The 11,629-nt window shown below is 34.1% G+C and carries 12 protein-coding genes; all 12 read right to left on the reverse strand.

Translation table 11 applies throughout. The features are described from left to right. Positions 1 to 164 precede the first annotated feature (164 nt). Positions 165 to 2,756 carry a M14 family zinc carboxypeptidase gene (locus ABYK18_RS11725; protein ID WP_373036864.1) on the reverse strand — a complete coding sequence of 864 codons (2,592 nt, stop codon included), beginning with the start codon at positions 2,754 to 2,756 and terminating at the stop codon, positions 165 to 167. A 102-nt stretch (positions 2,757 to 2,858) separates the two neighbouring features. Beyond that, positions 2,859 to 3,764 (reverse strand): RimK family alpha-L-glutamate ligase, encoded by a 906-nt coding sequence (locus ABYK18_RS11730; protein ID WP_373036865.1) that lies wholly within the window; start codon positions 3,762 to 3,764, stop codon positions 2,859 to 2,861. A gap of 12 nt (positions 3,765 to 3,776) precedes the next feature. Further along, positions 3,777 to 4,880: a M20 family metallopeptidase gene (locus ABYK18_RS11735; RefSeq protein WP_373036866.1), complete on the reverse strand. Its 1,104-nt coding sequence runs from the start codon at positions 4,878 to 4,880 to the stop codon at positions 3,777 to 3,779. A gap of 113 nt (positions 4,881 to 4,993) precedes the next feature. After that, on the reverse strand, positions 4,994 to 5,353 hold the full coding sequence (gene rplS, locus ABYK18_RS11740) for a 50S ribosomal protein L19 (protein WP_373036867.1): 360 nt from the start codon (positions 5,351 to 5,353) through the stop codon (positions 4,994 to 4,996). Then, a complete protein-coding gene (gene trmD, locus ABYK18_RS11745; protein ID WP_373036868.1) occupies positions 5,343 to 6,047 on the reverse strand; it encodes a tRNA (guanosine(37)-N1)-methyltransferase TrmD in 705 nt (234 codons plus the stop codon). Before trmD ends, rplS begins: the two co-directional genes overlap by 11 nt. Then, positions 6,047 to 6,589, reverse strand: coding sequence for a ribosome maturation factor RimM (gene rimM, locus ABYK18_RS11750; protein WP_373036869.1), 543 nt, complete (start codon positions 6,587 to 6,589; stop codon positions 6,047 to 6,049). The genes trmD and rimM overlap by 1 nt, the downstream gene beginning before the upstream one ends. Continuing rightward, entirely contained in the window at positions 6,573 to 6,809 is a 237-nt protein-coding gene (locus ABYK18_RS11755; protein WP_373036870.1) for a KH domain-containing protein, read from the reverse strand. Before ABYK18_RS11755 ends, rimM begins: the two co-directional genes overlap by 17 nt. 2 nt (positions 6,810 to 6,811) lie before the next feature. Beyond that, a complete protein-coding gene (gene rpsP, locus ABYK18_RS11760) occupies positions 6,812 to 7,039 on the reverse strand; it encodes a 30S ribosomal protein S16 (RefSeq protein WP_373005135.1) in 228 nt (75 codons plus the stop codon). Positions 7,040 to 7,374: 335 nt separating this feature from the next. Next, positions 7,375 to 8,730, reverse strand: coding sequence for a signal recognition particle protein (gene ffh, locus ABYK18_RS11765; protein WP_373036871.1), 1,356 nt, complete (start codon positions 8,728 to 8,730; stop codon positions 7,375 to 7,377). A 47-nt stretch (positions 8,731 to 8,777) separates the two neighbouring features. Then, positions 8,778 to 9,512, reverse strand: a complete 735-nt coding sequence (locus tag ABYK18_RS11770; RefSeq protein ID WP_373036872.1) for a pseudouridine synthase family protein — start codon at positions 9,510 to 9,512, stop codon at positions 8,778 to 8,780. A gap of 130 nt (positions 9,513 to 9,642) precedes the next feature. Further along, positions 9,643 to 10,809 carry a lipid IV(A) 3-deoxy-D-manno-octulosonic acid transferase gene (gene waaA, locus ABYK18_RS11775; RefSeq protein WP_373036873.1) on the reverse strand — a complete coding sequence of 389 codons (1,167 nt, stop codon included), beginning with the start codon at positions 10,807 to 10,809 and terminating at the stop codon, positions 9,643 to 9,645. 3 nt (positions 10,810 to 10,812) lie between these two features. Continuing rightward, a complete protein-coding gene (locus tag ABYK18_RS11780; protein WP_373036874.1) occupies positions 10,813 to 11,526 on the reverse strand; it encodes a zinc ribbon domain-containing protein in 714 nt (237 codons plus the stop codon). Positions 11,527 to 11,629 lie beyond the last annotated feature (103 nt).

The following is an 11,629-nucleotide window of genomic DNA, read 5'->3' on the forward strand; positions in this document are numbered from 1 at the left end:
AAAGCTTCAACTCGAAGTCTCTATTAACCTCTTTTTCAAGGTCTCTTTGTTTGTGGATGGGAATTATAGGAGGATGTTGCTTAGAAGTTTCTTAATAACTGAAGAAGTTTTCGCAAAGTTTGAAAGTTGTTTTTTGTTGTAAAAAACAGACACTCAAAAAGTGTCTATTTTTTAGGGTTTAACTCTATTGATGCAGGCTCTGAAAAATTGGGTACATCATCATATGAAAAGACAGCATAATATTTATGTACACCTATATCACCAAAATTGTCATACGTATAATTATCCATTCCTCCATAAAGCTTTTGTCCATCATATGGTGAGCACGGAACTCTAAAAGGATTTTTAACCACTATTGCTCCTCTATATCCATCATCATTTGGAATATCCCATTCTAATTTTATGATATTATTTTCAATAGTATGTCTTAAATCATCAACTTGAGCAGGTGCATTACGACGCTTTTTTATATAGTTTATAATTAAAGAAGGTCTTTTAACTCTCTTAGTATCCATAAATGTCACATCTTGACTTTTTGAGAGAGGTTTTGGTGAAGACGCTGAAATAACAAATACTGCCTTAGGATTTTTATCAAGATTATCTACCATCTCATTTATTGCATAAGTATCAAATACAAATCTTTGTTTAGGTTTTGATTTTATATCTGATACGCTAACGTCATAGCCTATTCTTTCAATAATATCTCTTTTTTTAATCTTTTCATATGATTTTTCACCTTCACAAGGAAGGATCATCTCTATATGAAAACGAAGGGTATTGACAGAATCTACTTTTATTGCTTCTAACTCTATATATGCATTAGAGATTACGGTATTATCCATCTCGGGCCATTGTGAAAGGTCAAATTCAATACAGGCATACTTTATAGAACCGTCTTTATCATAACCAGCTGCCAATTCATTATCTATAATCTTATTTTCAAACGCCGTAAACTCTCTTGACGATTGAAGTTCAATTTTAGCTTCATCAACTGTATAGGAAATATCTAATTTTGGTCTGTAAGTCAATCCTCCACTGAACTTTCCATATCCTATGTCCCACTGCATGAGCTGAGATGCACGATCAAGCGGCAGTGAAGATGGCCCTTCAAATTTAAAAAGAGCTTCTGAGCGAGCTAATGATTTTTGCAAAACAGCGATTTCCTGCGCTGCAAATTCATATGTTCTCCATATTCCCTGTGATAATTGAGCTGATCCCGTAGGTCTGTCTATATAACTAAGAGATTTTGCATTTTTAATATCTTCAAAACTGCTTATATCATCAATGGTTCTCTCATCAATCTGACCAATTCTCCATTCTCCAAAACTCTCCACCTGAACAGAAACTCTGTTCATTGGATAAAAAGATATTACAGCACTTGTTATGATTGCATTCTGAGGTATTGTTGATAATGAAAAACCGCAAACACCAAAACACTCTCCTTTGCTCTCGGAAATACCGACAAACATGGAGTTGTTTCCAAAATGATTTGCATTTTTTTTAGTCTTTTCTCCAACATAGCCAATCTTATCCGCTAAAGGATATAAAATCTTTGAAAACATGTTTTCTGCAGGATGTGTCCTTACTCCCAAAACTTGGGCATATGAAGATTTTATATTTCTTTTTTTGCAAACTGCTCTAACATAATAGTAGTAATTAGTAGAAGTTTTAAGATTTTTATCCGTATATGTTTTTAATCTTGTCATTCCTATTCTGTTTGAGGCCTGAGCAAAACCTTTTTTCTTTTTTGAGCGGTATATTTCAAAATAAACGCTTTCATCATCTTTATAATCCCACTTAAGATTAATTTCTTTAGAGTAAACTTCTGTTGATATAAAATTCTCAACTCTGGAAAGAGAATTGTTTTTTTTATAATTGTTTACTTCGGACAAGGCAAACATAAGTGCCGGAAGATTCTCATCTATATTTTCACTCATATGTTCTTTATAATCACTGATATTTCTAGTCCCTACTTCTACAACTAGTGATAATGCGCCTTGTGAATAATAAAACTCCCTACCGCTTCCAGAGATTAAATGAACCGGTGGTTTACCCATGTGAACACCATATTCACGACCTGACTCTTTTCTTATTTCTTCTGCCATGTTAGATGCTAATAAATTTAAATCTATAGCATCTATGGCATCTTCATGCATAAAATTATGCGCCGGAAAAAAGACATTTCCCTGAGAGTGATAATCAAGTGCTATAGTAATGTTTTCATGAGATATTACAAAATCTCTTAACGCTACGGTCTCTGGTTCACTAAAAGCATTTGGTCCTGAGTAAACATTTGAAGTTGTATTTTTATTTGGTGTAAAACCGATAGAAAAGTTTCTGTTTAAGTCAACTCCAAAACTTCCATCTGCATTTTTTCTTCTATTTTTTCTCCAGAAAGAAAAATGGTTTCTTGAGTATTCAAAACCATCGGGATTTGCACATGGCACCATATATAAAGTAGCCCTGTCAAGAATGGAGTTTAATTGTGGGTCATAATCTATATGGTCCAGTATATATTTTGCAAAACTAAGGCTAAGTTCAATACCTATCCACTCTCTTGCATGTATAGTGCCTGTATAAAACAATGCAGGTTTGTTTAAATGTGTATCTATGTTTTTTGTAATACTTACGGCAATAATATCCCTCTCTTCCCAAGTTGTACCTATTGTTTCAACCTTAAAAAGATTTGGATTCGTTGTTTGAGCATGTTTAAAAAAATCAACACACTCATCGTAAGAACTATACTGTTGTCTCAAATTATTACCTTAAATAAATAGTTATTAATTTTTAAAAGTGAAATGATACTCACTTATCTCTTTAAATGTCATAAGTTTCGTTAAAGGGACATTTGAGCGTCATTATGATTTTTTTGTTTTTCGATCTATGAGATTAACTATTAAGTCTATTTTTTTGTTGTTAAAATCCAAGCCCATCTTCTCTTGATCAGGAGTAGCAAATGCGGGAATACCGTTAACTTCTAATACCACATACTCTTCTTTTTCTAAATCATATATAATATCAACACCGCCAATGTCAACTCCACAAGCTTTACATGCTTTTTTGGCAATTTTTATAATCTCATCATCAGCTTCACGTAAAAAAACGCTTCCTCCGCTAGTAACATTTGTTCGCCAATCTGTAGCACTCGCTTTTCTGCCATAACAAGATACAAACTCTCCATCAACAATATCTACTCTAAAATCCGTATTATCATACTTGATAAATTTTTCCACATAAAAATATCTTAAATCCATTTGGTTTAAAAAGGGTAGCAGCATATTAAGCGTTGCTTCACTCTCAATTTTTGTAAGACCTAATCCACCCCAACCGTCTGTTGGCTTATAGACCATTTTATCCCATTTTTTAATAATCTTTCTTAATTGTTCACTATCATCTCTATGACACAGTTTATAATCTGCTGTTTGTATTCCATTATTTCTTAATACAAAAGAAGTATGGAATTTATCTTCAGTTAAAGCAAAAGCATCGTATGAATTAATCATAGGAATAATACGGTTAAGTGCCTGATACAGATACGTTTGATATAGGGTTTGCTCTCCTGCATTATATGAGAAAAACAGGTCTAACTTGTTAAGTTTTTCTCCATTATGAAGTATATTCCCATTTTTTGCCGTTGCATGTCTAAGATTGATATTATCAATAGTTTCTATATCTCTTTCTTTGAGTTTTTTGATAATCTTTTTTCCAATTTTATCACCGCCGCTATTGCTGTAAAGCCACATTCCGATTTTTCTACTTGACATTAACTACCCTTTTTAAAAATCTAAATTTTTTACAAAATAAGTAAATAGCTTTTTGCTTAAACTTATTCTTGACTCAAAACTCTCTTTGGAAGCTCTTTCATGTATGGTATGATCTCCATCTCCAAACGGTCCAAAACCATCAAGTGTTACAACTCCGCATGAACTTACAATATTAGCATCACTGACTCCGCCTCTTTCTTCTGATTTTAAAGAAATACCGGTGATGTCTTTAATATTTTTAATTAATAAAAGTGAAGCTTCACTTGTTTGCATTACATCTCTTTGTATACCTCCGCTAAGCTGCGAACTTGTTCCATTAACAAAGGATTTTTCAACTATTTTGTCTATACTTTTTAAAACTCTGTCTCTCTCATCTGAGTTTTTATATCTAAGTTCAAAGACCATATTAGCATACGGAGATATTGTATTTGCACCTATTCCGCCACTGATTTTTCCTACATTAACTGTTGTCCCTTTTTCTAAATCAGTTAATTTTACCAGTTCTTGTAGTTTATAAGAAGCTTCAAGGTTTGCATCGTGCCCGTGTATATAATTGTTTCCTGCATGAGCAGCTTTACCTGTTATGTCTATAAAAAAAGTGCCTACACCTTTTCTGCCGCTGACAACTTCCATATTTTCACCTGCAGCTTCATATACAAAACAGTAGTCATATGCAGACGCCAGCTTTTCAGTTAAATATTTAGAATCATCACTGCCCGTCTCTTCATCGCTGACAAAAAGTACATCAATATTTTCTATCTCAATATTTTCACTTTTAAGTTCTCTTAGTGCCTGTAATGCGACAATATTCCCGCCCTTCATATCACATACGCCTGGTCCATAAATCCAATGGGAATCTTCAGAGTATTTTTCGAATTCATCAGGAGGAAATACTGTGTCTAGATGCCCTAAAAGCAATAACCTTTTTCCAGATTTATTATGCTTAGAAGTGTAATATCTATGATTACCGATTAGTTCTCTATCATAAATATGTGCTTCAAATCCCAACTCTTCAAACCATTTGTCAAAGATTTTTCCGACTCTGTCTACACCGTCTTTATTTTTGGTGTGCGAGTTTATATTTACAATTGTATTTAAATCATTTAAATAGTTCATTAAACTCCTAATTTCTATGCGAACTGGATTGATTGTACTATATGTTTATTTAAAATTGATAAAAGAAGTATTATTTATTATTTGAAGATGAAGAAGTGTGGAGACTTAGAAGATTATTTTCTTCTAAGTTCTTTGATACGAGCTTTTTTACCAGCAAGATCACGAAGATAAAATAGTTTCGCACGACGAACACGACCGCGACGAACAACTGTTATCTCATTAATCGAGTCAGAGAAAATTGGGAAAATTCTTTCAATACCAACACCGTTAGCACCAATTTTACGTACAGTAATTGTTTTACCTGTACCTTGACCACGTTTTGCAATACAAACACCCTCGTAGTTTTGTACACGAGATTTGTCACCCTCTTTAATCGTTACTGCTAAACGAACAGTATCACCAGCACGAAAATCTGGAATATTTTTCTCAGATGTTTGTGCTTTTTCAAAGTTTTCTATGTACTTATTTCTCATAAGATTTCCTTGTTCTATGCTTTAAAAGCTGCTCTGGTCTGAAGAATTTAGTCTTACATTCAGACAAGGCTAATTTAAGTGAGCGAATTTTACTATGATTTCCCTTTAAATATTCTGATGGTACAGAACAACTTTGGAAATCTTTCGGTTTAGAGAAAGATGGTGCCTCCAATAATGGAGTCTCAAAACTTTCAATACTCAGCGACTCACTATTGCCAAGTACACCTTCTACATTTCTCGAAATGGCATCACACATGACTAATGAAGGCAATTCTCCACCGGTTAAAATGTAATCTCCTATCGAGAAAACTTCATCGGCAAACTCTTCAATAACTCTTTCATCGATTCCTTCATATCTTCCACTCACGAAAGCTATATGGGACTTTTCTGCCAACCTTTTCGCATCGTTTTGAACAAAAGGTTTTGCAACAGGAGTTAAAAAGACAATATGAACACTTTCATCTTGTCTTTTAAGCTCATTCAAAGAGTCAAAAAGAGGTTGAGTATTCATTACCATACCTGCTCCACCGCCAACTGCCGTATCATCTACTTTAGAATGCTTGTTACTGCTAAACTCTCTTGGATCTAAATAGTTGATATTTAAAATCTCTTTATCAATTGCCCGCTTGAGGATAGAATCGCGAAAATATCCCTCTACGATATTTTGAAATAGAGTTACAAAAGTAAAAGTCATTATGAAGCTTCTAATATATCCATTGCACCGCTAACGGTAATGATCTTCTTGTCAATATCAGTATTTAAAATAAATGGTTTGTGAAATGGAATTAAAAAACTCTTTGCAGAACCTGCTTTAACCAATTCATCATTTGTTTTAACATTTAGATAATTACTTATCGTGATACGTTCAACTTCGTTTACTACACCCAAAAGTTTTCCATCTTCGTAAACTTCACAATCTTCTAAATCAAACCAAAAAAACTCACCCTCTTCAAGATGGCAGTTTTTTCTTGTTTCTTCACGAGTTGTATAAAGTTTGACGTTTGTAAACTTTTTTGCATCTTCAACTGTATTTATACCAGCTATTTTTATCAGACCTCTCTCAAGATTTACATCACTAAGAGTAATAGTGTTATTTTTATTTGTCAAAAATGTAGAGTTTTTTTGAAATTGTTCGGGAAAATCACAATGGATATGAAATTTCATATCGCCTTTTATACCGACCGTTTTGCCGATAGTGGCGATATGAAGTCTTGGTTCTTTAGATTGGTTCGACATTAATTCTGTAGCTTACGCCATCTTTTGCTTTACAGCCTGATATTACAGTTTTAATTGCACCAATCATCTTACCCTCTTTACCAATCAGTTTACCTACATCGGCTTGATTAGCATAGAGGATTATCTCAGTAACTTCATCACTCTCTTTTGTTTGCACTTTTATATCATCCGGGTAAGTTGCTATAAGCTTTGCAAACTGAGCGACAAATTCAGAAATCATGATTAACGGCCAGTTATCTTTTTAACGCGATCACTCATTTTAGCACCAACGCTTAACCAGTAATCTAATCTTTCGTTATCAACAACTAAAGTTTTTTCAGCTACCATTGGATTATAGTGTCCAATTAGTTCAATCCAACCACCATCTCTACGTTTACGGCTATCTGTTACCGCTATACGATAAAATGGTTGTTTTTTTCTTCCCATACGAGTAAGTCTAATTACTGTCATATTATTTTCCTAATATTAAAATTTTTGGAGGTTTTTTTGCAGAATAAAAGATACTAAGTAGTTTTATTGTGCCTCTTACCGCCTTTTGGCGTATTATATCTTGGTTTTCAAGATACCTTCTAATCACAGAGGGATTATTTCAGAAGTTATTACGATAGCGGAATTATATCGAGTTATAACTTAAATGTAAAGAGATTATTTTTAAAAATATCCCATGTGCCAAAGCTAATGATAAAATCAAAAGAGTGATGTAGTTCAAGGCGCATAGTGAGGAAGCGTACTTTTAAAGTACGCAACGAGCGTAGCAACGCGGCAAATACATTGCTATTTTGATTTTAGCGAGGTAACCCTGCCATACCGCCAGGACCACCCATCTGACCCATCATTGATTGAAGATCTTTCATGCCGTTTTTACCTGAAAATTTCTTAGCCATTTTACCGGCATTTTTAAACTGTTTTATCATACGGTTTATCTCTACAATCTCCAAACCGCAACCTTTTGCGATTCTTCCTTTGCGAGAGTTATTAAGCAAATCAGGGTTTTCTCTCTCTTTTGGAGTCATTGATGAGACCATTGATTTTATATTTTTCAGTTCACTTGAATTTTCCATATCAAAGTCTTTAAGAGCTTTTGACATATTTCCCATACCAGGAATCATTCCCATTAGCGACTTCATGCTACCCATCTTTTTCATACTTTCCATCTGTTCTAGAAAGTCATTGAAGTTAAACTTGCCTTTTTGAATCTTTTTAGTAAGTTTCTTAGCCTGCTTCTCATCAATAGCACCTGCAGTTTTTTCTGCAAGGCCTTCAATATCACCAAAGCCCATAAGACGGTTTACAATACGATCAGGTAAGAAAACTTCCAAATCTTCCATCTTCTCACCGCTACCGATAAAACGAAGTGGAACTTGAACTTGAGATGAAAGACCTAAGGCTACACCGCCTTTAGAGTCACCGTCATATTTAGAAAGAATAACACCGTCTATACCGATTTTTTCTTTAAAGCTTGTAGCAGTTCTTACTGCATCTTGACCCGTCATTGAATCAGCTACATAGAATATCTCACTTGGATTTGCAGCTTTTTTAACAGCTTCTAGCTCATCCATAAGCTCATTATCAATGGCTAAACGACCAGCTGTATCTATAAGAACAACATCATAGATGCCTTCGCTTGCTTTTTTAAGAGCTCCAGTTACGACTTCTACAGGATTTTTAGTCGCTTCATCTTCATATAACTCAACTTCTATTTGAGTAGTAATTTGACGAAGTTGCTCTACTGCCGCCAAACGTTGTAAATCGGCTGCAACGATAAGAACTTTTTTCTTCTTATTTTTTAAATACGTTGCAAGTTTACCGGTTGTAGTAGTTTTACCTGAACCTTGAAGTCCAGTCATAAGGATTACAGTTGGAGGATTCGGAGCAAAAGTAAAACCTTTGTTTCCACCTACTTCTAAAAGTTTATATAGAGTCTGTCTTAATGCATCTAAGAATTGCTCTTTACCAACACCGTTCTTTTTAGTTTCAACTTGAACATCAGCTATCAGTTCTCTTACAACCTTATGATTTACATCTGCTTTTAAGAGTGACTTTTTAAGTTCATTCAGTGCTTTAGTTAGTGCCTTATCGTCATCAAATGTACGAATTTTCTTAATAGCATCTGTAAATGAACTAGTTAATGTATCAAACATAAAATACCTTCTTTTATTAGTATAAAATTTTTCGGATTATAGCAAAACTATTGAAAATCAACAAACACTTTCGGTTCAGGTGCAACAAATTCCATATCAAACAGTCTCACTTTATGAGCATGAAGCATAACTCTCTTAGCACGTCTTCCGCCATACTGTTCATCTCCAATAATCGGATGATCTATATATCGAAGGTGTGTTCTTATCTGGTGTGTTCTACCATGATGAATGATACACTTTACTTTTGTTTTGTTTGCGCTGACAATATCCGGAAAGAACTCGGTTCTTGCAGGTTTACCTTTGCCTGAAACATTTGAATACGCTTTATTGTTTTTCTTTTGAGTGACAATTGGTTTATCAACCTCTACAGGCTCACTGATTATACCTTCAACCCATGCAATATACTCTTTATACACATTGTCTTTTTTAAACTCTTTGATAGCACGCTGTCTAAAGTCTTCATCTTTAACAAGCATTAAAACTCCACTTGTTTCACGGTCAAGTCTGTGAAGCAGTACTGCAGGTTTAAACTGTCTTTCAATCTCATCTGAGTTAATAAATGCAGGTTTATCTACAACAACTATCTCATCATTTTCAAAGATTGGTCTGATTTTCTCAACTTTTTGAACTCTAAAAATTGTTTTGTCATCTAACTCTCCACGAGCTATCATTACTTTTTTGTTTCCAACATATACTAATCCACGATCTATCATAGATTTAGCTTCTTTATTTGAAACACCTTCTTGCATTGCTAATATTTTATATGCTTTTTCTTTAGCCAAAACAGGCTCCTTAATTTATTTCATAAATGAAGGGGATCTTCATCTAGTTTACTACGGTATCGGAAGTAATTCCGCTACCTACGCTAACGCTTTGTTTCCTTCGGCAGGAGGCCCATCGCACTTATACATTTTATTGTTCTAGTATCTTATTTATAATCGGTTCTAAGTTGATTTTCTCTTCAACCATAGATGCCGGCAAATCTTTTGAAGCCAAAAGAGCCTTATGAATCTCATCAGGTTCAACATACTGAACATGGTGAACATATTTAAAAAGCTCTTTTTGGTCATGAAAATGTTTACCTGTTATTATCTTGCATCCAAAAAAAGCAGGTTCCAGCGGATTGTGTCCACCGACATCTTCTCTAAACGCACCACCCACAATAGCTATATCACTAATAGCATACATATTGTTGAGCTCTCCCATAGCATCTACCAAAATTAAATCTGTCTCAAAATTTTGTGTTTGAGAAAATTTTGAAAGAGTTAAAGAGTTTTTATCGGCATAACTTTTCATAAGAGTGTAAACACTCTCAAATCTCTCAGGATGTCTTGGAACTATTATCAGTTTTGCATCTACTTGCTTTTTATACTCGACATATGACTTTAAGACAGATTCTTCTTCACTCTCATGTGTACTTCCTGCGACTATACACTCTTGTTTAGGTTTTGTGTACTCTTTTGTTTTAATGATTTTACCGGCTAACTTTATGTTTCCGATTACCTCTATATTTTTAGCTCCCAAAGCTAAAAAACGGTTTTTATCAACTTCACTTTGAGCATAAATAACTTCTACATTCGCTAAAAGCCTTTTATAAAACCAGGCAAACTGAAGATATTTCTTTACACTTTTGTCTGAGATGCGAGCATTTAAAAGTATAACTTTTGTGCCTCTAGCCTTAGCAGTCGCAAAAAGCATATACCAAAACTCAGCTTCTAGCACTACAAGTAATCTTTGTTTTTTAATCCAAAACGGAAGCAGCATCTCATAAGGCAGATATCTGACCTCTGCATCATACTTCTTAGCTTCAGTTTGACCTGTATGAGTTACAGTCGTTATCTTTATATCTCTTTCTTTTACCAACTCTAATATTGGTTTTAATGCTTTTGCTTCACCGAGTGAACACACATGAAACCAAATTCCATCTTCACTTTTAAACGACGGATTTTTAAAAAGAAAAAAACGGGCTGGTACAGATTCTTTGTATTTTTGCTTAAATAAGAGGTATATTAAAAGTGGCAGTGCTACAAGATATAGCACAACACTTAAAACATAGTAGATGAGCGTAAAAGGCTTCAAGCCCTACTCGTTAGAAGCTTCCACATGGAGAATACGACCACAATGCGGACATGTTGTAATCTCTTCAGCTTTGATAACATCTGCTAGTATCTTTTCACTGATTATCATATGACAACCCATACAAGCTTGGTCTTCAACAGGTACAACTGTAGTATTTTTAGCCCAACGACGGATTTTTTGATAAAAAGCTAAGCCTTTTTGATTTGTACTGCCAAGAAGTCTCTCTTTTTCAACAAATACCGTTTGTCTCTCTTTGTTAATTACTTCTAGTTTTTCATCAACTTCAGCTTTTACAGACTCTAAGTTTGCATCAATCTCTGCTAAAGAAACTTTTGCAGCTTCTACCTGCTCTTTTTTAGACTCAATAATTCTTTCAAGTCTTTCTATCTCTTCATTTGCAAAAGTTACTTGTTCTTTCGCTATCTCTTCTTCAAGTTGTAAAGACTTCATTTCACGTTCAGTCTTAACTTCATTGCTTTTTTTAGAATTTTCTTCTAATTTTTGAGAAAGTTCAGCTAAGTGAAGCTCATTTTTGTGCTTTTTAAGTTGCTCATCTTTGATTTCACTGCTTAAGTTTTCAATATCAGTATCAATACTTTGTTTCTTTGCTAATGCAGCTTCATATTTAGAGTTAGCTTCTTCGATCTGAGGCTCAAATGCATCGATCTCTTTATCTACACGAGAAAGGTCTATTAATTGTTTAAGATGCTGGTTCATCAGTCTCCTTTTGGATTAAATATATGTGAACGGGTTCTTTGATGATGAAATTATAGCTTCTAAACCTAAAATTTTCAAATGACGGTGTAAAATTTGTGCAAAA

The organism is Sulfurimonas sp., from assembly GCF_041563495.1.
Taxonomy (GTDB): domain Bacteria; phylum Campylobacterota; class Campylobacteria; order Campylobacterales; family Sulfurimonadaceae; genus Sulfurimonas.

Coding starts and splice junctions, on each gene's coding strand:
- ABYK18_RS11730 (WP_373036865.1), bottom strand. CDS start 3,764: ATGTCAAGTAGAAAAATCGGAATGTGGCTTTACAGCAATAGCGGCGGT.
- ABYK18_RS11735 (WP_373036866.1), bottom strand. CDS start 4,880: ATGAACTATTTAAATGATTTAAATACAATTGTAAATATAAACTCGCAC.
- rplS (WP_373036867.1), bottom strand. CDS start 5,353: ATGAGAAATAAGTACATAGAAAACTTTGAAAAAGCACAAACATCTGAG.
- trmD (WP_373036868.1), bottom strand. CDS start 6,047: ATGACTTTTACTTTTGTAACTCTATTTCAAAATATCGTAGAGGGATAT.
- rimM (WP_373036869.1), bottom strand. CDS start 6,589: ATGTCGAACCAATCTAAAGAACCAAGACTTCATATCGCCACTATCGGC.
- ABYK18_RS11755 (WP_373036870.1), bottom strand. CDS start 6,809: ATGATTTCTGAATTTGTCGCTCAGTTTGCAAAGCTTATAGCAACTTAC.
- rpsP (WP_373005135.1), bottom strand. CDS start 7,039: ATGACAGTAATTAGACTTACTCGTATGGGAAGAAAAAAACAACCATTT.
- ffh (WP_373036871.1), bottom strand. CDS start 8,730: ATGTTTGATACATTAACTAGTTCATTTACAGATGCTATTAAGAAAATT.
- ABYK18_RS11780 (WP_373036874.1), bottom strand. CDS start 11,526: ATGAACCAGCATCTTAAACAATTAATAGACCTTTCTCGTGTAGATAAA.